Annotated in this window: 26 protein-coding genes; 10 read left to right on the top strand and 16 right to left on the bottom strand. The window is 40.6% G+C overall.

Annotated features, from left to right (window positions below; translation table 11 throughout):
- Window positions 1-74 precede the first annotated feature (74 nt).
- From QUF78_RS07020 to QUF78_RS07010, 3 genes are read right to left on the bottom strand one after another with little or no spacing between them, the layout of a single operon-like run.
- On the bottom strand, window positions 75-1,187 hold the full coding sequence (locus QUF78_RS07020) for a cupin domain-containing protein (RefSeq protein WP_289324114.1): 1,113 nt from the start codon (window positions 1,185-1,187) through the stop codon (window positions 75-77).
- Between the two features lie 31 nt (window positions 1,188-1,218).
- Entirely contained in the window at window positions 1,219-1,710 is a 492-nt protein-coding gene (locus QUF78_RS07015; RefSeq protein ID WP_289324113.1) for a DinB family protein, read from the bottom strand.
- 1 nt (window position 1,711) lies between these two features.
- On the bottom strand, window positions 1,712-2,659 hold the full coding sequence (locus QUF78_RS07010) for a fumarylacetoacetate hydrolase family protein (RefSeq protein ID WP_289324112.1): 948 nt from the start codon (window positions 2,657-2,659) through the stop codon (window positions 1,712-1,714).
- Window positions 2,660-3,073: 414 nt separating this feature from the next.
- Between QUF78_RS07010 and QUF78_RS07005 the strand changes: the two genes are divergently transcribed.
- The gene (locus QUF78_RS07005) at window positions 3,074-3,832 is read left to right on the top strand and encodes an IclR family transcriptional regulator (protein ID WP_289324111.1); all 759 of its coding nucleotides are present in this window, start codon (window positions 3,074-3,076) and stop codon (window positions 3,830-3,832) included.
- A 52-nt stretch (window positions 3,833-3,884) separates the two neighbouring features.
- On the opposite strand, the gene QUF78_RS07000 is transcribed toward QUF78_RS07005, so the two are convergent.
- From QUF78_RS07000 to argC, 8 genes are all read right to left on the bottom strand, one after another.
- Entirely contained in the window at window positions 3,885-4,064 is a 180-nt protein-coding gene (locus tag QUF78_RS07000; RefSeq protein ID WP_061462081.1) for a YjzC family protein, read from the bottom strand.
- A 133-nt stretch (window positions 4,065-4,197) separates the two neighbouring features.
- Window positions 4,198-5,157, bottom strand: coding sequence for an ornithine carbamoyltransferase (argF, locus tag QUF78_RS06995; protein ID WP_289324110.1), 960 nt, complete (start codon window positions 5,155-5,157; stop codon window positions 4,198-4,200).
- Window positions 5,154-8,273 carry a carbamoyl-phosphate synthase (glutamine-hydrolyzing) large subunit gene (locus tag QUF78_RS06990; protein ID WP_289324109.1) on the bottom strand — a complete coding sequence of 1,040 codons (3,120 nt, stop codon included), beginning with the start codon at window positions 8,271-8,273 and terminating at the stop codon, window positions 5,154-5,156. The genes argF and QUF78_RS06990 overlap by 4 nt, the downstream gene beginning before the upstream one ends.
- On the bottom strand, window positions 8,266-9,348 hold the full coding sequence (locus tag QUF78_RS06985; RefSeq protein WP_289324108.1) for a carbamoyl phosphate synthase small subunit: 1,083 nt from the start codon (window positions 9,346-9,348) through the stop codon (window positions 8,266-8,268). The genes QUF78_RS06990 and QUF78_RS06985 overlap by 8 nt, the downstream gene beginning before the upstream one ends.
- An 81-nt stretch (window positions 9,349-9,429) precedes the next feature.
- The gene (locus QUF78_RS06980; protein WP_289324107.1) at window positions 9,430-10,581 is read right to left on the bottom strand and encodes an acetylornithine transaminase; all 1,152 of its coding nucleotides are present in this window, start codon (window positions 10,579-10,581) and stop codon (window positions 9,430-9,432) included.
- A complete protein-coding gene (gene argB / locus QUF78_RS06975) occupies window positions 10,578-11,351 on the bottom strand; it encodes an acetylglutamate kinase (RefSeq protein ID WP_289324106.1) in 774 nt (257 codons plus the stop codon). Before argB ends, QUF78_RS06980 begins: the two co-directional genes overlap by 4 nt.
- A gap of 10 nt (window positions 11,352-11,361) precedes the next feature.
- The gene (gene argJ / locus QUF78_RS06970) at window positions 11,362-12,594 is read right to left on the bottom strand and encodes a bifunctional ornithine acetyltransferase/N-acetylglutamate synthase (RefSeq protein WP_289317483.1); all 1,233 of its coding nucleotides are present in this window, start codon (window positions 12,592-12,594) and stop codon (window positions 11,362-11,364) included.
- Window positions 12,595-12,610: 16 nt separating this feature from the next.
- A complete protein-coding gene (argC, locus tag QUF78_RS06965; protein WP_289317484.1) occupies window positions 12,611-13,648 on the bottom strand; it encodes an N-acetyl-gamma-glutamyl-phosphate reductase in 1,038 nt (345 codons plus the stop codon).
- A 259-nt stretch (window positions 13,649-13,907) separates the two neighbouring features.
- Here argC and QUF78_RS06960 point away from each other — a divergent pair, with 259 nt between their 5' ends.
- Window positions 13,908-14,570 (top strand): Crp/Fnr family transcriptional regulator, encoded by a 663-nt coding sequence (locus QUF78_RS06960; RefSeq protein WP_483313880.1) that lies wholly within the window; start codon window positions 13,908-13,910, stop codon window positions 14,568-14,570.
- A 269-nt stretch (window positions 14,571-14,839) separates the two neighbouring features.
- On the opposite strand, the gene moaA is transcribed toward QUF78_RS06960, so the two are convergent.
- The 3 genes from moaA to QUF78_RS06945 all read right to left on the bottom strand — a co-directional run bounded on the left by moaA (window position 14,840) and on the right by QUF78_RS06945 (window position 17,131).
- The gene (gene moaA / locus QUF78_RS06955; RefSeq protein WP_289324104.1) at window positions 14,840-15,853 is read right to left on the bottom strand and encodes a GTP 3',8-cyclase MoaA; all 1,014 of its coding nucleotides are present in this window, start codon (window positions 15,851-15,853) and stop codon (window positions 14,840-14,842) included.
- A 109-nt stretch (window positions 15,854-15,962) separates the two neighbouring features.
- Window positions 15,963-16,304: a metal-sulfur cluster assembly factor gene (locus QUF78_RS06950; RefSeq protein ID WP_370014223.1), complete on the bottom strand. Its 342-nt coding sequence runs from the start codon at window positions 16,302-16,304 to the stop codon at window positions 15,963-15,965.
- Window positions 16,305-16,342: 38 nt separating this feature from the next.
- Entirely contained in the window at window positions 16,343-17,131 is a 789-nt protein-coding gene (locus QUF78_RS06945; protein WP_289324102.1) for an alpha/beta fold hydrolase, read from the bottom strand.
- 242 nt (window positions 17,132-17,373) lie between these two features.
- Between QUF78_RS06945 and QUF78_RS06940 the strand changes: the two genes are divergently transcribed.
- From QUF78_RS06940 to QUF78_RS06930, 3 genes are all read left to right on the top strand, one after another.
- Window positions 17,374-18,189, top strand: coding sequence for a Cof-type HAD-IIB family hydrolase (locus QUF78_RS06940; RefSeq protein ID WP_289324101.1), 816 nt, complete (start codon window positions 17,374-17,376; stop codon window positions 18,187-18,189).
- Window positions 18,190-18,293: 104 nt separating this feature from the next.
- Window positions 18,294-18,446 carry a hypothetical protein gene (locus tag QUF78_RS06935; RefSeq protein ID WP_164468789.1) on the top strand — a complete coding sequence of 51 codons (153 nt, stop codon included), beginning with the start codon at window positions 18,294-18,296 and terminating at the stop codon, window positions 18,444-18,446.
- Entirely contained in the window at window positions 18,446-18,637 is a 192-nt protein-coding gene (locus QUF78_RS06930; RefSeq protein WP_289324100.1) for a DUF3813 domain-containing protein, read from the top strand. Before QUF78_RS06935 ends, QUF78_RS06930 begins: the two co-directional genes overlap by 1 nt.
- A 42-nt stretch (window positions 18,638-18,679) precedes the next feature.
- Here the strand turns inward: QUF78_RS06930 and QUF78_RS06925 are convergent, their stop codons facing one another.
- Together QUF78_RS06925 and QUF78_RS06920 are read right to left on the bottom strand one after the other, a co-directional pair.
- Window positions 18,680-18,931 (bottom strand): KGG domain-containing protein, encoded by a 252-nt coding sequence (locus QUF78_RS06925; protein ID WP_483313835.1) that lies wholly within the window; start codon window positions 18,929-18,931, stop codon window positions 18,680-18,682.
- A gap of 136 nt (window positions 18,932-19,067) precedes the next feature.
- On the bottom strand, window positions 19,068-19,910 hold the full coding sequence (locus QUF78_RS06920) for a YitT family protein (RefSeq protein WP_289317488.1): 843 nt from the start codon (window positions 19,908-19,910) through the stop codon (window positions 19,068-19,070).
- A gap of 156 nt (window positions 19,911-20,066) precedes the next feature.
- On the opposite strand from QUF78_RS06920, the gene QUF78_RS06915 reads away from it, so the two are divergent.
- From QUF78_RS06915 to QUF78_RS06895, 5 genes are all read left to right on the top strand, one after another.
- A complete protein-coding gene (locus QUF78_RS06915; RefSeq protein WP_289324099.1) occupies window positions 20,067-20,933 on the top strand; it encodes a DegV family protein in 867 nt (288 codons plus the stop codon).
- Window positions 20,934-21,002: 69 nt separating this feature from the next.
- The gene (locus tag QUF78_RS06910; RefSeq protein ID WP_081092478.1) at window positions 21,003-21,134 is read left to right on the top strand and encodes a DUF3941 domain-containing protein; all 132 of its coding nucleotides are present in this window, start codon (window positions 21,003-21,005) and stop codon (window positions 21,132-21,134) included.
- A 124-nt stretch (window positions 21,135-21,258) separates the two neighbouring features.
- Entirely contained in the window at window positions 21,259-21,750 is a 492-nt protein-coding gene (locus QUF78_RS06905; RefSeq protein WP_289317490.1) for a YajQ family cyclic di-GMP-binding protein, read from the top strand.
- A 240-nt stretch (window positions 21,751-21,990) separates the two neighbouring features.
- Complete coding sequence (locus QUF78_RS06900; protein WP_289324098.1) at window positions 21,991-22,866, top strand: SDR family oxidoreductase; 876 nt, start codon at window positions 21,991-21,993, stop codon at window positions 22,864-22,866.
- Window positions 22,867-22,983: 117 nt separating this feature from the next.
- Entirely contained in the window at window positions 22,984-23,772 is a 789-nt protein-coding gene (locus QUF78_RS06895; RefSeq protein WP_289324097.1) for an MBL fold metallo-hydrolase, read from the top strand.
- Window positions 23,773-23,806: the final 34 nt, after the last annotated feature.

The raw sequence follows: 23,806 nt of genomic DNA, 5'->3' as shown, positions 1-23,806 counted from the left end.
ATAGTAAGCGTTTTCATTAAACTGGCATTCTATATATTCATTAGGATCATTCTGAAAGTTTCAACCGATTATTTTCAAACCAAAACAGGCTTGAATTCACTTTCAACCTTTTGGTAACCATTGTTTGTGTCTAATGCCTGTTGCTGTTCCAAATCGAATCTCTCCATTATTGGTAGGTCGTTTACCGAGAATAAGTAAGAATCGGCTTCTGCAACATGCTCATGCCAAGCCCAATTCGGAACGACGAAATAATCTCCCTTGGACCAATCAAAACGCACTCCATTAATGACCGTATAGCCTGAACCTTGGTGCACTTGATAGATTGTGGAATGGGTATGGCGATGTGCTTTGGTATGGAATCCTTTTGGCAGTTTCTGCATCCATGCCCCCATCGTCGGATTTGCCGTTTGTCCATTTGAAGGATTGATATATTCCACAGCAAAACCTTCAAATGGATCTGGTTCGAAGTTCATTAATCCTTCTATCGCTGCTTTGGTGCCTTTCCATTTGTAGTTGGCAAGCGGTGCCACTTGTGAATAACGATCGGATATCGGACGAACCATTCCGCCTTGATAACGGAGCTCTGAAAAATCATCAGGCCGTTTAGGCGTTTCAACCCGGTCTGGGTATGGTTCAAAGAAAGTGCCACCTATTGAATAGATAGTTGGGATATCAAGGGCATCCATCCAAATCATCGGTTTTTCTCCAACATGACCATGACCATGCCATAGGTTTTTTGGCGTGATCAAGAAATCCCCTTCTTCCATGAATATCCTTTCTCCTTGCACGATGGTGTAGGCACCCTCACCATTTGTAATGAAACGAAGGGCACTTTGAGAGTGACGATGGGAAGGAGCCACTTCACCAGGCAACAATAGCTGAACCGCTGCATAAAGCGTTTGTGTTGTCGAAGCCCATCCCCAAGGCTGACGATAAGTTAAGCCTGGGTTTTGAAAATAAATGGCCCTCCGCTCCCCTCCTCGATCAGGTGTGAAGATTTCAGCTGCTTCCATCAACTTTTTAGTCAAAAGCTCTTCTTTCCATAAATAAGCATGGGCATGTGGTTTAGGTTCATGGTCCATCAGAGCGGGAATGGCTTCCCACAGAGGCCCAAGGTTATACTGCTGAATATCCTTTGTAAAATCCTTTACGATTGCACTATTCATGTATTCCAATTTTTCAGCCATATTAATCCCAACTTTCTTTTTTTATCTTTTCTCACTGGATTTTAGAAAGATTTCGCTTAATTTGATCGTAGTGTCCTGAAATATGTTCATCGATGAAGTGTTCCACAATATAAGAAACGGGTTTGTTTCCGAATTTTGCGAAATTTCGGTGTGGCGATTCTCTAGATAGTGTTTCTTCATCTAAATTCCCGAGCCTGCTTTCCACTTTATATTTAAGCTCCTCCAATTGTTTCAAGACATCATCAACAGCAAGTTTGTCAGTATGGGTAACGGCTGCCAATCGGGCTGGATCTTGCAAGCCACGCCCCCATTTGGCTCCAGGCTTCGCTATTACAGTTTCCACTTCACCTAACCAATAAGGGATGGCCTCAGCTAAATGGGAAAGTATCTGCATGATTGACCATTCATCATCTGCAAGCTTATATCTGATCGTTTCCTCCGGGAGATTTGCCACTGTCTCAAGAATGTGGTCGATTGATTGGTGAACCGATTGGATTGATATCCCGATTTCCTGATAAGCCATTTTATTTTCCCTCCCCGACAAGTCGCACACGGTTTTCAAGATAACCTATTTTGTCGATTTCGATTTTGACAACGTCACCATCTTTTAAGAACACTTGTGGATCACGGGCTACTCCTACCCCACCCGGTGTTCCTGTGAGTACGATGTCACCTGGTTCAAGAGTCATTAAATTCGATAAGAATTCAACTAAATACTTCACATCGAATACGAAGTTGGATGTATTCGTTTTTTGGCGTTCTTCACCATTTACCGTTAATCGGACATTTAAGCCAGATGGATCGGATAGTTCATCGGAAGTGACTAACCAAGGCCCCAACGGAGCACTTCCTTCAACCGTTTTCCCTTGAAGCCACTCAAGTGTACGCCGTTGGATATCACGGTACGTAACATCATTCGCAATTGTATAACCAGCTACATAATCAAGAGCATCTTCTTTTGAAACATTACGTGCCCTTTGTCCGACTACAAAAGCGAATTCCGCTTCATAATCAAGTTGTTCAGAGATTGGGAAAAACGGTATATCATCCTGGGGACCGATTACTGTATTGGCGAACTTTGCGAATACCACAGGGAATGGCGGCAATTCGCGACCCATTTCAGCAATGTGTTCACGGTAGTTATGTCCGACACAAATAATTTTGCTTGGCTTTTGGATAGGGGCCTCAAGCTTTATATCTTCAATTTCATGTACAATTTTATGTCTGAAGGAATCACGATTGTTCAATGCATAATCCGCTGCCTTTTTCGCGATGGAAAGGCTTTCATTCCCTCCCTGTAAAAATGCCTCCATTGTTGCAGGGACATACGCTTCAGCGATTTGTTCACTGCGGAGTTTCCCTTCGCTTTCAAGAAGCGCTTGATAGGCATAGTTCAAATCCACTATTACATTATCTGGGTAAATTGCACCAATACGTTTAAATCCCTGACTGCTGAAAGTTACTAATTTCATATTTCATTCTCCTTTATTAATCTGGATTTTTTATAAAGCTGATTTTAGTTCTTTTTTTGTGGGCCATTTCTGCTGGATTAACTTCACAAACCAGAATATGAATGATAAATGCTCATCTCATTAATTCACTAATAGATAACTTAGTTCACTATTTATATAAATGATAACTTAATTTTCGGAATATTGTCAAGATAGTATTGTAAATAATTTTGTGAAAATGTTATCATTTACACCATTAAGAGTTCTTCTGAATCCACTTGGAAAATTTATGAAATAGACAAAAAATTCATTTATTAATAATAAAGTATATTGATAGCTTTCAAGTGGCTGATTTTTTCTTACTTTAATTTCATTTAAATTTTACAGATTCTGATATACTAGACCTAAATTAAAACAGATTAGGGAGATTGACTTATGGAAATCGTAAAATCCGGTTCGACGATTCAATCATTACAAATAGGGATGAGCATCATAGATTTACTTGCTTCCCAAAGAAATCCGTTAAGATTCTCTGATATTCAAGAATTAACGGACATAACGAAAAGTAACCTATATAAGTATTTGAATACATTGACTCAACTGGAGTTACTATATCGTGATAAGACAACCGGTATGTATCACCTTGGGAGCAAATTGATTCAATATGGCATGGCAGCCATAGGAAATGAGGACATCACGAGCAGAATAACACCTTATTTACAGGAAATTAGTCACAATACCTCTTGCACAGTCCTTTTTTCCGTTTGGACATACGATGGACCAATCACGGCAAAAATATGGAATTCCAACCAAAACTTAAACATCGGGGCCCAGTTGGGTACGCGTCTTCCCCCATCATCCTCTTCAGGTAAAGTATTCACTGTTTTTCAGGATCCTTCCTTGACAGCGGACTGGATTGAAAAAGATCGTAATGTTACCGGGCCTTTCCTGAAAGAAACAAATGAATATCATGATATTCGGAAATACAAGATCGCTTTTGCCAAAGAGCCTCTTGTACCTTCTGTTTCCTCGATGTCCATCCCGGTTTTTAATTATAATTCAGAATTATTGGGAGCGATCACTGCCGTTGGATTCACCGAAAGCATTCCAGATCATTACGATGATCCCTTAAGCCACTATTTAAGAAAGAGCTATTTGGAGATCTCGAAAATATTCGGTTACACCGCTGAATGAGAAAAGCAGGAAAAAGGATGGAAATCATTCCTTTTTCCTGCTTTTAGATTTTTCATGGCTTTCGCTGATATGTCCATATCCGGTTGTGATTGGATGTTTCAGGAAAAGCGTCCCCTGCATCAAGTTTTACCATTTTCGGATTCACTACCGTGCTGCCAGTTTCACCGATTTCTACGTAGGTCCCATTGTTAGGCGCTTTCTGACCTGGCTTGAATTGACGATTTTGCCCCATAGATTTCACCCCTTTACATGCTTTCCTTGTTATTATTACCAGGTTCCTTTCTTTCATGTCAGAAAAATTAAGGACACACAGGAAATCAGCAGAATCAAAAAGCGTCTGCTCAGAGAGCAGACGCTTTTTTTGGTTAAGACATTAAATCCACTAGAACCGCTTTTTGGGCATGCAGACGATTTCCGGCTTGGTGGAAAACGACGGAATTAGGTCCATCGATGACTTCAGCCGTTACCTCTTCTTCCCTGTGTGCAGGCAGGCAATGCATGAATAAATAATCTTCTTTAGCAAGATTTACAAGTTCACCATTGATTTGATAATTTTTAAAAGCTTCTAAGCGAATGCTATTCTCGATTTCCTGCCCCATGGAGGTCCAAACATCGGAATAGACGATATCCGCATCTTTTATAGCTTCCGAAGCTGAGGTTGTCACCACAATTTCACTGCCAGTCTCTTCTGCCACTTTTTGAGCATAGGCAACGACCTTTTCGTCAGGTTTGTAGGCCTCAGGACACCCAATGGAAAAGTCCATTCCCATTTTTGCGCAGCCCACCATCAATGAATTGGCAACATTATTGCCATCTCCGATATAACTCATCTTCAGGCCTTTTAGCTGTCCTTTAATCTCGATGATCGTCAAGAAGTCAGCAAGCACCTGACAGGGATGTGCAAGGTCTGTTAACCCATTGATGACTGGGATAGAGGCATTTTCTGACAACTCCAGTATTTTTTCATGCTCGAAGGTACGAATCATGATGCCATCTATATATTCAGAAAGGACTTTTGCAGTATCGGAAATAGTTTCCCCACGTCCAATTTGCAAGTCATTGCCACTCAAGAACAAAGCGTGTCCGCCAAGCTGCATCATGCCAACTTCAAAAGATACACGGGTACGGGTAGACGATTTTTCAAAAATCATCCCCAGCGTTTTCCCTTTTAAAGGTGTATATTCTTCACCAGCTTGCCATTTGCCTTTAATGGTCTGCGCTAGCTTTAACAAATCTTCAATTGCTATGGGTGTAGACTCCTTCATGGTCAAAAAATCTTTTCCATTTAAAATCTTCGCTTGTGTCGGTGCCGTCATTGAACTCATACGTGTGACACTCCTTTCGAATATGATACAAGCCATTCCTGAAGCGAGGTAACCCCTGGATCAGCATTTTCCAACGATTGTAGATAGGCCTTAAAAGTCTCTTCTTCCGTAAATGCAAGTAGTCGATATTTTGCTGCCAGTAACCTTAGCTTCTTATCTTCTTCTGTTGTTCCATATGCCAATACGACCGCTGCATTCCCTTCATTTAACCATTCATCAAAATCAGAATCCCCCAGTGTCAAACCTGCTTCTTCGATTTGAACAAGTAAATCTTCACTTAATTGGACTGATTCGGATTGATATACACCTGAGGTATTTTTTGCGTTTTGAGCATGAAATACTTTTGTCAATGCTTCATTTACCGTTTCTCCGATGGCGATTCCTTCACCTGTTGATTTCATTTCCGGCCCCACCTTCGAATCAAGTCCGCTAAGTGCAAATGTAGAGAATACTGGATATTTTACGACTGCATATGGAATTTCTTCCATCAAGCCCGTTTTATCGAACACATTCGACAATGAATATTTCCCGAGCAATATTTTTGTCGCTATTTGCACTAAGGATACGTCAGTCACTTTACTGATGATTGGAATGGTCCGACTGGCACGGGGATTCACTTCCAATACATATACACTATTTCCGTCAATCACGAATTGGATGTTCATAAGTCCTTTATAACCAAGCTCCATTACTAGTTTTTTGGCATAAAGGGTCATTTTATCTTTGATATCATCCGTTAAGGATTGAGCCGGCAACAATGCCATGCTATCCCCTGAATGAACCCCAGCTTTTTCAACATGTTCAGCAATGATTGGAATATATACATCATTTCCATCTGCAATCAAATCGATTTCGGCTTCTTTTCCCGGAATATAAGAATCGATTAGCACGGGATATACAAGTGCCGTTCCATTTTCCATTCTATTCAATAAGCTTTCCTTGGAGCGGATGATTTCCATTCCCTGGCCGCCAATTACATAGGATGGGCGTAAGAGCACTGGAAAACCGATTGCCTCTGCACGTTCAATTAATTGTTCTTCACCATTAGCCATTGAACCCGGCACATGAGGGATATCCAGTTTTTGAAGAAGCTGATAAAAGCGATCACGGTCTTCTAATTGATCAAGAGTATCAAATGAAGTCCCCAACAAATTGACACCGTAATCTTCGAGGCCTTTTGCGAGATTTATCGCAGTCTGTCCGCCAAATTGAACGATTACATCTTCAATATCTTCCGCTTCTATTACATTAAGAACGTATTCAAGGGTTAACGGCTCAAAATAAAGGCGATCTGCCGTCGCAAAATCCGTACTTACCGTTTCAGGGTTATTATTGATCATGATCGTTTCAACATTTTCATCTTGGAGTGCATAAACCCCGTGAACGGAACAGTAATCAAATTCTATTCCCTGTCCGATCCTGATAGGACCGCTGCCAATCATCAAGACTTTCTTTTTATCAGTCTTTTTCTGTTCATTTTCACCAAAATATGTTGAATAGTGATAGTTAGTATGTGATTCGAACTCGGCTGCACATGTATCAACCGTTTTGTAGACCGCCGTAAGGCCAAGTGATATCCGATGTGCTCTCAGTTCCATCTCACTTACATTCCATACGGAAGCAAGATAGCGGTCTGAGAAACCCTTTTCCTTGTATGACTGCAATTCTTCCTTAGTCACCTGATCGATTGACATGGCTTCGATTTCCATTTCTTTTTGGATCAATGAAGCAAAGGATTTAAGGAAGAAATAATCTATGGTTGTCGCTTCATGGATTTCTTCAATCGTCACGCCTTTTCTAAGCATTTCAAAAATGACAAATATTCGTTCGTCAGATTTTTCGGCAAGCTTCCCCCAAAGTTCAGGAACCGTTTTATTTTTCAGCGATGCTAGCTGCAGTCCATTCGTTTTTAATTCCAAAGAATCGACTGCCTTTTGGACTCCCCCCTCAAAGCTGCGGTGTAAAGCCATCACTTCACCTGTGGCCTTCATCTGTGTTCCCAATTTGCGGTTGGCGGTCGTAAATTTATCGAATGGCCACCTCGGGAACTTCACCGCTACATAGTCAAGAGCAGGTTCGAAGCTTGAATATGTGCTTTTCGTTACAGGATTGATAAGTTCAGATAAATGGTAGCCGACAGCAAGCTTTGCAGCTATGCGAGCTATTGGATAACCTGTTGCTTTTGAAGCTAGTGCCGACGAACGGCTGACGCGTGGGTTAACTTCTATTAGATAATATTGTTTGCTATTCGGATCAAGTGCAAATTGAATGTTACAGCCGCCTATAATACCTAAAGCAGAGATGATTTTAATGGAAGCGGCACGCAGCATCTGAAACTCATCGTCAGATAAGGTCTGTGATGGCGCCACCACGATTGAATCACCTGTATGAATCCCTACCGGATCGATATTTTCCATGTTACAGATGGTGATGCACGTATTGTTGGCATCTCGCATCACTTCATATTCGACTTCTTTAAATCCAGCAATGCTTCTTTCAATCAAGCATTGTGTAATCGGGCTTTCTTGGAGTCCGCCCCGTACGAGTTCCTTAAAGGTATCCAGTGAATCAGCAATCCCACCGCCAGTGCCTCCTAGTGTATAAGCAGGACGAACGATGATGGGAAAACCGATTTTATCGGCAAAAGCTAGCGCTTCTTCAAGAGAATGGACAATTGTACTGTCTGGAACTGGTTCTCCTATTTCAAACATCAGCTCACGGAACAGTTCACGATCCTCCCCCTTTTTGATGGAGTCGATTGGAGTTCCCAATAATTTGACTTTATATTTTTCAAGTACTCCGGCATCATCCAATTGATAAGCAAGATTTAATCCTGTCTGACCTCCTAATGTAGCGAGCAGGCCATCCGGCTTTTCTTTGGAAATGATCTTTTCCAGTACATCGACGGTTAAAGGTTCGAAATAGACAGCATCCGCATTCATATCATCAGTCATGATCGTTGCCGGATTGTTGTTGACCAGTATGACTTTATATCCTTCTTCTTTTAAAGCGAGGCAGGCCTGTGTACCTGCATAATCGAATTCGGCGGCCTGCCCGATGACAATCGGCCCCGAACCAATCACTAATATGGTCTTTATCGTGTCGTCCTTAGGCATAAGCTTTTTCTCTCCCGCTATAATCATTTATCATTTGTAAAAAGTCGTTGAATAGTAGTGAACTCTCGATAGGCCCTGGATTTGCCTCTGGGTGGTACTGGGTAGTGAATATTGGCAGGTCTTCATGCATGAGCCCCTCAACTGTACTATCATTCACATTTCTGAATCTCACTTGAAGCGATGTTCCTTGTAAGCTCGGTTCATCAACCTCATAACTATGATTTTGAGAACTCATATACACCTTTTTCGTTTTCAAATCGACCACGGGCTGATTCGCTCCGCGATGTCCAAACAGCATTTTTTTTGTATTTCCCCCAAAGGCTAGTGCCGTTAATTGATGACCGAGACAGATGCCCATCGTCGGGAAATTCGTAATGATCTTTTTTATGTTTCCTAAAAGGTATTCAAGCTGTTTTGGATCCCCAGGCCCATTTGAAAGCAAAATACCATCTGGCTTCAAGTCCTTGATTTGTTCGAATTCAGTATCGAATGGTACGACCGAAACTCGGCAGCCTTGCTCAACCAATGAATCCAATATGGATTTTTTATAACCGAAATCCATCATCACCACGTGCTTGTCGCCTTCTCCAAAACTCTCGACCACCTTTGTGGATACCTCAGCAACGTGGGCGGATAAACCATTCAGACCAGGTTCGACAGTGAATTTTTCTTCCGCTGTGATGACTGCTTGCATGGAACCTTCCAGTCTTATATTCTTAACGACCGCTCTTGTGTCAACATGGCTTAAAAGAGGAATGTTCCACTTGTCTAAATATTCACCAAGTGAATATTTAGCTTGATAATGAGAATGGCCCATATTTCCTTCATATACAATAACACCCGCAACATGCGGCTTCTTACTTTCAAAATCATATTCATTGATTCCATAATTTCCGATCAGAGGATATGTGAAGATGACAATCTGGTCCTTATATGAAGGATCTGTCAATACTTCTTGATATCCGGTCATTCCTGTAAAAAAGACAATCTCTCCAGTGATTGCTTTTTCAGTCGATTTTGTCAGCAGTTCCCCTTCAAAGACGGAACCATTCTCTAAATATAGATAGCTTTTCATGATCTTCACCTCTTTAGATGATGTATATTTATATATAGAATAGCATAATTATTCATTTTATTCTATAAAAATTCATTCAATTTAGATAGTTTGTTTAATTGCCAATACTTTTTTAATTTTGTTTATCGCCATATCGATCTCTGGTTCAGTAACTGTCAGAGATGGAAGTAAACGAAGTACCTTAGAACCTGCACTCAATACTAATAAGCCCTCTTCTTGAAGTTCCATTAAAAACCCCTGAACATCTTGTTTACATTCAATCCCGACCATCATTCCCAGTCCGCGAATCTCTATCACTTCTTCCGAATCATTTAATGCTTTTGCCAATTCACTTTCAAGGTATTCAGCCTTTTTCACGGTACTTTTTAAAAATCCTGATTGGAAAATTTCCATTAAAACGGCTTCAGCTGCTGAGACACTAACGGGATTACCTCCAAAAGTGGATCCATGACTTCCAGGGTTAAAGAACTCCGACAGCCTTTCCTTCCCAATCATCGCCCCGATTGGCAGGCCATTTCCCAGCCCCTTAGCAGAAGTGATGATGTCCGGTTGGATATTGAAATGCTGGAATGCAAATGGTTTCCCTGTACGTCCTATCCCAGTCTGGATTTCATCAATGATAAGAAGGGCTCCGTGATCTTGACATTTAGTTTGAATCGCGTCCAGATAGGATTGCTGTACAACATGGATGCCGCCCTCACCTTGAACTATTTCAATCATTACAGCCGCCGTATTTTCATCAATGGCTGCTGTCATGGCATCATTATCATTAAATGGAACATATTCGAACGAAGCTAGCATAGGTCCGAAACCAGTTTTGATTTTTTCCTGTCCCGTTGCAGCCATCGTTGCAAACGTGCGGCCGTGGAAAGACTGCTGACATGTGACAATTTTGCTTCTCCCAGTAGCTTTACGTGCAAGTTTGATAGCTGCCTCATTCGCCTCGGCACCACTGTTGGCAAAAAACACCTGGCTTAGACCAGAGGCATCTGCCAGCATTTTTGCTGTCCGTTCCTGTATGGAACTGTTAAACATGTTGGAAACATGCCAATATTTATTAAGCTGTTCCGTGACGGCCATTTTTACCTTCTCATGACAATGCCCAAGATTCAAAACCCCGATTCCGGATGTGAAATCCAGATACTCTTTACCAGTTGTACTCGTAATCTTCATTCCTGACGCTGTGTCTGGCTCAATGTTCCACCTTGCATATGTTGGAAATAAAGAACTCATTGAAATACCCCTTCTTCCTGAAGAAATTTCGTTCCGATGAATTGTCCGCCTTGATAAAAGTGATCTTTTCCACTAACGATCATCACTTCTTCAACCCCTTTATTAAGAACCGACAGCGCTGTATTGACTTTTGGAATCATTCCTCCATGGATGCTTCCATCCTCGATCAATTCCTTTGCTTCCGTTTCAGTCAATTTCTCAATGTTCTGTTCATTCTTCAAGACCCCTTTAACATCGGTCACAAATAAACACATATCGGCTGATAGTGCCTTCGCTACTGACCCTGCAGCCATATCAGCATTCACATTTAATTTAGTACCTTCTTCGGTAGTTGCAATTGGCGTCAATACCGGACAATAACCATTTTCGAATAAAAGTCCAAGTAATTCAGTATTGACTTTTAGTATCTTACCTACAGCTCCAAGTTTCTGTTCATCTATATACTCACCTGTGAGAATTCCGCCGTCAGAACCATTTAAACCAACTGCCTTTAAGCCGTGTGCTTCTAATTTATGAACGAGACTGCGGTTCGATTTGCCTGCCAGGATAAGTTCCACTATTTCCATCACTTCAGTGGTCGTTTTTCTTAAACCATTTTCAAAGACTGGTTCAATTTCATATTTATCAAGCATCAAATTTATATCTGGGCCGCCTCCATGAACAAAGACAATATGATACCCCCGGTTTTGTAACTCTTTAACACTATTGAAAAACGACTCCGATAACTCATTAATGATACTGCCGCCGCACTTAATGACTAATATGTTCATTCTTTCCTCCTTACGAACGATAGCTTCCGTTTATTTTTACATAATCATAGGTTAAATCGCAGCCCCATGCCGTTCCCGATTCATTACCGTCTTTCAAATAAACATGAATGATGATACTTTCATTTTCCAAGTAAGCCTTGGCTTCTTCCTCAGAAAACTGTATTGGCTCACCATCTTTAAGTACGACGATATCACCAAAAACAATCGTTGTTTGATCCGGCTTGAACCCCACACCGCTTCTTCCCATTGCAGCAATGATTCGTCCCCAGTTTGCATCCGCTCCAAAAGCTGCCGTTTTCACTAGATTTGATCCAACGATCGTCTTCGCCATCATCTGTGAATCTTGCTTCGTCTGCATGCCATGAACATTCACTTCTATAAGTTTTGTGGCACCTTCTCCGTCTTTCGCAATTTGTTTGGCCAGATTTTCGGATGTTTGTTTTAATAATTCCAGGAAGACAGACCATTCAGGATGGTCAGGCGTCAAAGGTTCATTGTTCGCTTTTCCATTCGCTAGCACTAACACCATGTCGTTCGTTGAACAGTCACCATCAACCGTAATTTGATTGAATGTATCATTGGTTATGGAAGATAGTGCTTGCTGTAAATCATTCGGTTCAATGACAGCATCCGTTGTAATGAAACCGAGCATTGTGGCCATGTTTGGATGAATCATTCCCGAACCCTTCGCAGCTCCGCCCATTTTCACGGTTTTACCGTCAATCATTGTTTCATAACCGCAGCTTTTCGTTACAATATCCGTTGTTAAAATGGCGGTACCAAAATCTTCAGCAGCTTCAGATGTATTTTCTGGCTGTAAGGACTCTATGCCTTTCTTAACTTTTTCCATTTCCATGTATTCCCCAATGACTCCAGTTGAAGCCACTGCAAAAGAATGATCCTCCAAACCGAACTTTTGAGCCGCAAGCTTCCTCATTTCATTTGCATCTTTTAAACCCTGTTCTCCTGTACAAGCATTCGCACAGGCACTATTGACTACAATGCCGTGAAGTTTTCCAGTAGCGGCAATGCTGTTTTTCGTTACATTGATTGGAGCTGCTTGAACTATATTTTGTGTATAAACCGCAGCCGCTGACGCTGGTACATCGGTAAAAATGATGCCAACATCCTTTTTGGAGTAGCGCAATCCTGCATGGACACCTGACGCTTTGAACCCTTGTGGCATTAAAATGTTTCCTTCTTTAATTTGTTTGATTTCTTCAACTGACTGTAGTGTATTCATTATTTCCCTCCAAAATTTACGGATATAGCGGACTGTTCCATAGTCCTGCCGTTTCTTCTAGTCCCATTAATATATTTGCATTTTGAATGGCCTGCCCTGCAGCACCCTTCACTAAATTATCAATAACTGAAACCACCGTTACCTTACCTGTCCTTTCATCATATGCGACGCCAATATCGCAAAAGTTCGATCCATATACTTGTTTCGTTGATGGAAAGCGATCGAGCGGCTGTACCCGGACAAATGGGTGGTTCTCGTATACTGTTTCGTATAAATCCTTTAATTCAACATTTGAAGTCCCCCGATTTACCTTTATATACATCGTTGCCATAATCCCTCTTGTCATTGGAACTAGGTGGGTATTAAAGGTAATAGGTTGTAAATCCGATGACCATCGTCCAAGCTGTTGTTCGATTTCCGGTATGTGTTGATGTTGATTTACCTTATATATCTTAAAGTTCTCATTCATTTCACTATAATGGGTAACGGCCGAAAGTGATTTACCCGCGCCTGAAACCCCGGATTTTGCATCGATGATCACTTCTGCGGCTGCTCCGGCCAATCCTTCAGTGAATAAAGGGGCGAGGCCTAAAAGTGATGCAGTTGGGTAGCACCCTGGATTCGCAACAATCGTTGCTTTTCTTATTGCTTCGGCATTCCATTCAGCCAATCCGTATACAGCTTCTTCAATAATATGCTGTGGGGCGGCTGGTTTTTTATACCAGTGTTCGTATTCACCCGGGGTTTGAAGCCTGAGGTCTCCTGAAAGGTCGATTACTTTAATATCAAGGTCAGAAAATTCCGAAATTAATTGCGAGGAAACACCAGAAGGAGTTGCAAGAAATACAATATCGGATTTTTTTGCAATCGCTTCCGGGTCAATTTCTTCTAATTTATCTTTCATATGCATTAAATGTGCATTTTCTTCATATAAATTCCGACCAAATTGGGATGAAGTATGCAATGATTTTATTTTAAATTGCGGATGATTATTCAGGAACCTTATTAGTTCCACTCCTCCATAACCCGTTGCACCTACTATTGATACGTTCATAAAACCATCTCCTATAATTTCAAGTCCCTGTCATTCTTTGATTCTATTATTATAAGACTGAATAAAAATAAAATCAAATGTATTTTTATAAAATTAGCAACTTCACTTTAATATGGAAAATTATCCAAATGATCTTCTAAAATTATCCAAAGTTGTTGACTACTAGTGTTTTTTCCGTTTAAATCAAAGGTAGTGATTGTGTTATAAAGGTATTTAAAAGGTGGTCATATACGTGAATGAATTTTCGTTATCCAATCGGATGCATGCAATTTTAGATAATGAACAGCAAGTTAAACATATGGAAAAAGGGAGCTTCCTTTTCCAGGAGAGCACCCCAGCAAGTGATTTGTATTACATTTTAAAAGGGAAAGTAGAAGTGAGTAAGGTTGTTCCCGACGGCCGTGAATTAACTATGCGCATTTGTTCGGAGAATGATTTGGTTGGGGAAACAGTCCTTTTTTCTCAAAATCCTAAATATATGATGAATGCAAAAATGTTGGAAGATGGAACTGTTGCGGTTATTTCCAAAGAAGCATTAGAAGAGAAAATCGCCTCCGATAGCCATCTTGCAGTTGATATGATGACATGGTTATCCGTTCAAAACCGTAAAAATCAGTCTAAATTCCGCGATATGCTCCTGCACGGTAAGAAAGGTGCATTTTACTCCACCCTCATCCGTTTATCAAATAGCTATGGCACTGAAGTTGAAAACGGTAAAGTTATCAATCTTCCTTTTACAAACCAAGAACTCGCCAATTTTTGCGGCACATCCCGCGAGGTAGTCAATCGAATGCTAGCCCAATTAAGGAAAAACAATGTCATCTCCATTAATAAGGGACGCATTACGATTCTTGACTTAGACTATTTGAAGCAGGAAATCGACTGTGAAAACTGTCCAATAGAAATCTGTACCATCGATTAAAACCCTTCCATAAAAACAGCGATTGCATAATGTCTTACTTGATCTTAAAATGATTGTTTTCAAATTCATCCCTAGGACCATTTAATTATTTTCATTACAAAGGATTCGATATAATAATTTCACAGTATTATAAAAAATGCATAAAAATCCGTATAAGTTAATGACAAGCATCGGAAAGCCTTAACAACTATATATAATACTAAATTAGGGGATGGCATAGTTGCCATCCCCTAATTTAGTATATATTCATTCAGACAGGATCACTTTTTTTACCCGCCAATGAATGACATTTCGATTTTTTCCTGTTTTGTCACTGTTCCCGCTGCCCGTTCATCTGAATAGCGGTCGTCCCTATGGTTCCAAAGTGAAATGATGAATTCTGTCAATTCTTCATCTGTCATGTCGGAACGTAGCAATGACTTCAAGTCATGCCCCTTTCCATTAAACAGGCATGTATATAAACTTCCATTAGCAGAAAGTCGTGCACGTGTACAACTGGAACAAAAAGACTCGGATACTGATGTTATGAAGCCCACTTCTGCAGTAGTGCCTTTATAACGGAAGCGTTTTGCCACTTCTCCAAAATAATCTTCATCAACCGGTTCAAGATTGAATTCGGTTTGGAGCATCTCGAGCAATTCTTTTTTCGTAATGACATTCTTCAACTGCCAGCCATTTGTATGTCCGACATCCATGAATTCTATATAGCGTAATTGAATGCCCTCTTCTTTACAAAAACGGGCCATCGGCAGGATTTGGGATTCATTGGTTTCTTTTTTCACAACCATATTGACTTTAACGCCAAGCCCAGCTACTTTGGCAGCAGCTATGCCTTCAATGACCGGCTTTACCCCGATGTCCCTGCCGTTCATCTTCTTGAAAAGTTCATCATCGAGACTGTCTAAGCTGATATTAACCCTCTGCAAACCAGCTGCCTTCAAATTCGCGGCATGTTTTTTCAAGAAGACACCATTCGTAGTCAATCCGATATCTTCAATACCATCAATTTGAACGAGATTTGAAATCAGAGTGGTAAGATCTCTCCGGAGTAATGGTTCCCCGCCTGTCAACCTTAGTTTTTTAACCCCTAAGCTTGCAAATATTTTAGAAAGCCTTACAATTTCCTCATAAGATAATAGCTCACTTTTAGGCAGGAACTGAAAATTCTCATGAAAAATTTCAGCAGGCATGCAATACTGACAGCGAAAGTTGCACCGATCTATGACTGAAATCCTTAAATCCCTTAGTGGCCTGTCCATTGAATCTTTTATATGACTGTTCAATTAACCACTCCTAGCCATAAGTATTAGAAAAAAACCAGACCATAAAAAGTGGCTCCATAGAATGGATTCACTGTTTTTTGACTGGCTTTATATTTCTATTACCTGGTTATTATTTGATTCCTAATGCAATTTTAGCATATCTGGACATTTTGTCTTTGGTCCACGGCGGACTCCAGACTATTTTAACATCCGTTTCCTTGACCTCTGGAATATCTTCCAGAACCAATTTCACTTGATCGACAATCGTCCCAGCCATCGGGCAGCCCATTGCAGTCAATGTCATCGTTACTGTAGTCAGACCATCCTCATCCATATCAACATCATATACCAAACCTAAATTCACGATATCTATACCAAGCTCCGGGTCAATGACCTGCTCCAAAGCTCCTAAAATAATGTCTTTTGTATCTTGATCCACTTCGATCACTCCTTTTATGGAAAATCTCTTCATTGTCCGTATTAGAATCATAACAGATTTCGGGTGAGTACTTAAGCTTTTTGCACAGTTGACAGCAAATGTTTCGCGAACCAGTCTGCAGTAAGAAGTACTCCTTCTCTACTGACCTTGTGTCCTGCTTTAGGGTCGAGAATAAATTTGATTTTTTCATTTGCCTCATTATAACCCGCTTTGACCCCTTCATAAAAGCGATATGCATGCTGATATGGTACCACTGGATCTTTAGCTCCATGCCAAAAAAGAAGCGGGCGGTTGGAAAGTTTATCTTGATTAAGACTCAAATCAAATGGCTTGAGCTGTTCAATCACCTTGGCAACTTCCTCATCAGTAGCGGGGAAATCAACTTTCCTTTTCTTAATTTCCGCCATTTGGAGCTCTGCATACGCGACATATGATGGGTTCCCCATCAAACTGACTCCGGCCGATATCCAATCATAAGCAGCAAGAGCCCCATTAGTCACTATTCCCCCCATAGAGGTACCCGCTACACCAATTCTGTCAGGATCAATTAATTTTCTGGATATTAAATCATCCTTCATCAAAGATAAATCCTGGATGGTCTGTAAAACCATTTCCCAAAAACGGGGCATCATTTGGGAATCACTTAAACCAGCTTCCCTTTCCCCATGATGAATCACATCGGGAAGAAGTACACGAAACCCCTTCTCAGCCAATAAATAAGCATAGTGAAGATTGTGTTCCTTTGCACTTTGAAAACCATGTATAAAAATAATAAGCGGTAATTTCTGATGGGAAGTGGTTTCCTCACTTAAGTGTAATACAGGAATATGTCCAATTTGTTCTTTTTCAATTATTATCAAGTTAACCCCTCCGAATAATTTGTTCGGTTTTTATCTAAAAGAAGTTCAACAACCTTCTCAAAAAGAATTTTGCATTCCTCATTCCATTCCTTTAAACCTGAGCATCACTTTAAGTATCATGATCCTACATATAGTAATATCATACAGGAATGCATAAAGAATGAAAAAGATTTACATTTACTTTAAAATAGTCTTAACAATATTTGCATATAATGAAATCAAAAAGAACAGAAGGTGTGTACATGGCGGAGAAACATTTAATCGTATTGGATCTTGATGGTACTTTACTTACAGATAAAAAAACAATTTCTTCAAGAACTAAAAAAACACTGCTAAAACTTAAGGAAGATGGACACGAAGTTATGATAGCTACCGGTCGTCCCTTTCGCTCAAGTGAACTTTATTACCGGGAATTGGGATTAACTACACCAATCGTTAATTTCAATGGCGCTTTCATCCATCACCCATTACAGACAAGCTGGGGGGTATACCACTCTCCACTGGATATAAATGTAGCGAAGGAGATCGTTGAAGCGTGTGATCAGTTTGAATATCACAACATCATCGCAGAAGTCCGTGACGATGTTTATGTCCATTATCATGATGAAAAATTGATGGATATGTTCAATTTAGGAAATCCAAACATGAAGACGGGTGACTTGCGCAATTTCCTTAAGGATTCCCCAACTTCGATGCTAATTCACACAGATAGTCAATTTGTAGGCCAGATTCGCCAGCATTTATCCGATGTTCATGCAGAATTGGTCGATCATCGCCGCTGGGCAGAGCCTTTTCATATCATTGAAATCATTAAGAGCGGGCTAAGTAAAGCCGTCGGGCTAAAACGCGTATCCAACTATCTGGAAATTCCTCAAAACAGGATAATCGCTTTCGGGGATGAAGATAATGATTTGGAAATGCTCGATTACGCGGGAACCGGAGTCGCTATGGGAAATGCAATCTCACCAGTAAAAACAGTTGCAAATACGACTACATTGACGAATGAAGAAGACGGAATATCAGTCTTCCTTGAAGAAAAATTCAATATTAAACCCTAATACGTCATTTTTTACCTTAATAATATCTCTCTTACAAGCCAAACTAATAAGGACAACAGCTTCCTTTATGTTGTCGACAACGCTCAGAATCGGAGGAGATAAGCATGGGTAAAAGCAGTAAATCTAAACGATTTGTACAGCAGGGCAAAGAAAGTGTTGCCAGGCATGCCGAAAAAATCCCTTATCACACTACGTTTGAAGAGGCTGAAAAAGACAGGTTAAGAATTATGTCAGAACAAAGCTATGGTGGCTTCTAATGGCAAACAATCTATTCCAGAAGGCAAGGGAATTTGTTGAAGAAGCTCTCCACTCTGAGCATGACGGTGACCAGCGCAAGACAGAGGAAGTCGCTAAAAACGCTCTTTCATCAGCCTTTGCCAATACTACAGAGGCGGAAAAAGAACAACTGCGAGAACTCCAGGAAGAGCTGGAAAACCACTCGAAATAAAGTGAAGGCCTCCAGGATTCCTGGAGGCTTTCATTATGTTCATCAATTGTTATTTCTTGCCTTACCTCCTTTTCCACCGATTTCTTTATAAAAATCTTTACCATGGGAATCGGAAGTGGCCTCGCCGCCCTTTTGTCCAATTTCTTGATAGAAGTCCTTATCATGATTATTCGATGTCGCTTTTCCGCCCTTTTGCCCAATTTCTCGGTAAAAATCCTTGTCGTGATTTTTAGAAGTGGCTTCCCCGCCTCTACGTCCTGCTTCTTCACTACTCATTTTTTCATCGTTAGCCATTTTTATCACTCCTTCAAGGTTTTAAATTGGCGCTACATTATCAGAATTAGCCGTATTGTACAAGCTATAAACTTATAACACCGAAAATTCTTCCTTTTGTAATGGAAGTGTAAGGGCTTTAATTTCCCTGTTAATATCATTCCCTGCGAAAGGTACCGACAATGCCCGAAGTTTCTATAATGTTTGTAAAAGCGTGTGGATCCACTTCTTTGATGATCCGTTCAAGGTCATAAAGTTCATACCTTGTAATGACGATCAATAACATTTCCTTATTTTCGTTAGTGAACGCCCCTTTTGCAGGAACCCTTGTAATTCCGCGAACTAACTGAGCATGGATTGCCTGTTTAAGTTCTTCGCTTTTCTTCGTAATGATCATGGCTGTAAGCTTTTCATGACGAGTATGTATCGCGTCCACAACACGGGTAGATGTGTAAAGGGTAACAAGTGTATACAAGGCTTTTTCCGGTCCATAAACAGCTCCTGCAGTCACAATGATCACGCCATTCAGCAGAAATAAATAAGTACCTACAGGTTTATCCTTCTTCCGTGATAGAAGCATAGCGATAATATCCATTCCGCCAGTCGATGCACCGTATTTCAAGGTGATTCCCACACCCACTGCAGCTATGACTCCGCCAAACACTGCATTCAATAGTATGTCAGGTGACCAGCGTGTAATCGGAATGATTTCCATAAAAAAGGACATCAAGACAACGCTGAGGAAACTATAAAAAGTAAAGGACTTTCCAACTTTCCGCCAGGCAATGATCGTTACTGGAATGTTCAATAAAAGCAATAGAATTCCTGTCGATACATTAAAAGGAGCAAAAGAACCTATCATTCTTGATAGTAGCTGGGCCACTCCTGTAAAGCCGCTTGCATATACGTTTGCCGGTATAAGAAAAAAGTTCATCGCAATAGCATTAAGTAATGCTCCGACCACAACTATGATAATTTTCTTCATTTCACCACTGTACATTCTAAAAACCTCCATTTCACCCTTATCCTATTATCTTTTTACCCTTAATTATTTATTCTATTTACGTAGAGATTGAATTTTCACCGTTTCGTGCTACACTAAAAAGTAAAGTGACCACTCATTTTCTAAAAATTGTAAAAAGAAAGCAGGTGTATTATGGCTATCACAATTCTTGCAGATAGTGCATGTGATTTGCCGTTGTCTTTCTATAAGGAAAACAATGTATCATTAATCCCTTTACAAGTCCATCTTGATGGGGAAAATTACGAAGATTTACTTACCATTAATTCTCACGAAGTCTATCAGGCGATGATTGATGGAAAAGCTCCTAAAACATCGCAAGCTTCTCCAGAATACTTTATAGAACTTTTCACACAGTTTGCCAAGGAGAAAAAACAAGGGATCTATATAGCCTTTTCCTCTGAGTTATCAGGAACTTATCAAACGGCAGTGATGATTCTCAATCAGGTGAAGGAAGAGTACCCTGACCTTGACATCGAAATCGTCAATACGAAATGCGCTTCGATGGGGGTCGGTTTAATTGTAAAGAAAGCTGCCGATCTAGCAGCAAACGGTGCCACTAAAGAAGAGATCCTAGCTGACATCGAATTCCGCACCCGACATATGGAGCATCTATTCACTGTTGATAATCTTGATTATTTGGCCCGTGGCGGTCGCATCTCCAAAACCTCTGCCATTGTTGGCGGTTTATTAAACATTAAACCGTTATTGCATGTTGAAGGTGGGAAGCTTGTTCCGCTTGAAAAGATACGCGGCAAAAAGAAATTGATTAAACGTGTAATAGATTTAATGCATGAAAGAGGCAAAAATTTAACAACCCAAACGATTGCCATCAGTCATGGTGATGATGAAGCCACGGCATTGGAATGGAAGGAAGCCATTCAAAATGAATTCGGGACAACCGATTTCATGATCCATACAATCGGCTCCGTCATCGGTGCACATGCCGGTCCTGGTACAATTGCCCTCTTCTTCTTAAACGATACCCCTGAGAAATCATAAACATACATACTCCCCTCCATATTTGTGAACAATATATATTGATCATGATAATGGAAGGGAGTTTTCACTATGTCAAAAACAACTGATAACAATAAAAGGCCAAAAGATAACCAAGCGATAAATGCCGAGAAAAATATCGCATATCAGGAAAACCTCACTGCAGGTAAGCACTCCTATTCGAAGAAAACGGACCATAAGTGAAGCGTGGGGCTTGTGCCCTCGCTTTTTTAATAAGCAGTCACCGATTTACCATATGGTTTATATAGTTGTCTTCCTATCACTCTTTCTCTATAATAAAGGAAATAAAACCTGCTGGAGGTAAGTGATGGCAAAGGAAAATTCATTTGATATTGTTTCGAAAGTAGACTTTTCAGAGGTAACGAATGCAGTTACCATGGCTATGAAGGAAATTCAGACCCGCTATGATTTTAAAGGTAGCATAAGCAGCGTCACCATTGAAAAAGAAGACCTGGTTTTAGTGTCCGACGATGAGTATAAGCTCGAACAGTTGAAGGATGTCCTCATTAGTAAACTCATTAAACGTGACGTACCCATCAAGAATCTTGACTATGGTAAATTAGAAGGTGCTTCTGGCGGTACCGTTCGCCAGCGTGCTAAGTTAATTCAAGGTATCGATAAGGAACAAGCAAAAAAAATCAATACCATCATTAAAAATAGCGGTCTTAAAGTGAAAAGCCAAATCCAGGATGATCAAATCCGTGTTACCGGTAAAAACCGGGATGATTTGCAAGGAATCATTTCTGCGATCCGAGGCGCTGACCTGTCCATTGATGTACAATTTTTAAATTACCGCTAAGTAAGAAGGCCTCACCTGCTTTTTGGGTGGGTCTTTTTTATATGTTGCAGCTGCCTCTATAGCGGTAATACCCTCTTTTCCCTCAAATGAATCTCCTTCATGGAACATGGATAGAATAGTCATGTTCCCTCAGATTAAATAATAACCCAAACTCATCATTTTGGTCATTTTTTCCATGTTTTCTTTTTCCCAAAAGAAGGAATAGAAAAGCGTAGATAATTAAACAGGAGGCGTTTAATCTTGACTAGTCAAAACCAAAATCAAAACAAACAAGGATTTCCACCTCAACATCAACAACATCAACCTGGAGTGGAAACAAAAATGGAACCGAACCCTGATTCAGTTAAATCTACCTACAAAGGAAGTGGTAAATTAAAAGGGAAAACGGCCATCATAACTGGAGGAGACAGTGGAATCGGTAAATCAGTTGCCATTTATTATGCTAAAGAAGGTGCTAATGTGACAGTTGCCTACTTGGATGAACATGAAGATGCTAAAACGACAAAAGAATTGATCGAGAAAGAAGGCCAGAGATGTTTACTCATTTCCGGAGATATCGGTGATGAAGCATTCTGCCAGGATGTCGTCAAAAAAACGGTGGATGAATTCGGCGGTTTGGATATTCTAGTCAACAACGCTGGAGAACAGCATGTGCAGACAAGTATCCTTGACATTTCTGCTGAACAATTGGAAAAAACGTTCCGCACTAATATTTTCTCGATGTTTCATTTAACAAAAGCTGCATTGAAGCACCTGAAAAAAGGAAGCAGCATCATTAATACAACCTCTATCACAGCCTATCAGGGCAATCCAAAATTAATCGATTACTCTTCAACAAAAGGTGCAATACTAGCCTTCACAAGAGCTCTATCGAACTCCATCTCAAAAGATGGCATCAGAGTGAACGGCGTTGCGCCAGGTCCAATCTGGACACCGCTGATTCCTGCCTCATTCGGTGAAGCGGATGTTGCCAAATTCGGTACGGATACTCCAATGGGCCGCGCAGGACAGCCAGAGGAATTAGCACCAGCCTATGTTTATTTGGCTAGTGATGATTCATCCTATGTCAGCGGACAAGTCATCCACGTAAATGGCGGTACCGTTGTAAACGGATAAGGCTAACTTCAAACGCAGTGGATTTCGTCGCAAATTGAAATCCACTGCTTTTGCTTTTTTCAAGCAGGATATTTCCAGTTAACACGGAAATATTGGGTATGGAAGGAGTGGTGTCATTTGAAAAATATTGTAGACCCATGGTTCACCGTTCAGGAATTGGGCTCAAAGACGTTTGCAATTAGCGAATATGGTCATTGGGAGAAAGTTCATTCCTTTTTACTAATTGGGGAGATCCAAGCTGCGTTAATCGATACAGGATTAGGCATCGTGCCGATTAAGCGGATTACGGACCAGCTTACCGAACTTCCGATAATCGTCCTGACCACACATGTGCATGCGGATCATATTGGCGGACATGGGGATTATGATACAATTTATGTTCATGGTGATGATGCCGATTGGCTGATCAACGGCATTAAAGGTTTGTCTTTGGAACAAATAAGAAAAGACATGGCACGGGATATCACTATACCCGTACCGAAGTCTTTCGACCCTGATACATACAAGCCATACCAGGGGTACCCGGATAAACTCTTATCGGATGGGGACACCATTGATCTTGGGAACCGCAGTTTAGGCATTTATCACACACCTGGGCATTCACCTGGCCACATCTCTATTTTGGATCATGAAACTGGTTATTTATTTACTGGTGACCTGCTTTATTCAGATACTCCAGTTTATGCATTTTATCCCTCGACAAGCCCTGAAGACCTTGTGAATTCGTTAGAAAAAATCGCTTCGATCCAGAAAGTCTCCAAAATCTATGGTGGACACAACCAACTCGGCCTTGAACCAAAGATTTTTTGTGAAATACTTACGGCCATTCAATATCTTAAAGAGAATAACTTAGTCAGACACGGAACGGGTGTACATACATTTCAAAGTTTCAGCGTACATTTCTAGCAAAAGGGCATTGCTTTTACGCAATGCCCTTTTC

The sequence above is a fragment of the Peribacillus sp. ACCC06369 genome, assembly GCF_030348945.1.
GTDB lineage: Bacteria > Bacillota > Bacilli > Bacillales > DSM-1321 > Peribacillus.
Note: the sequence above shows the minus strand (reverse complement) of the source record. Positions and strands in the feature narration are given on the sequence as shown.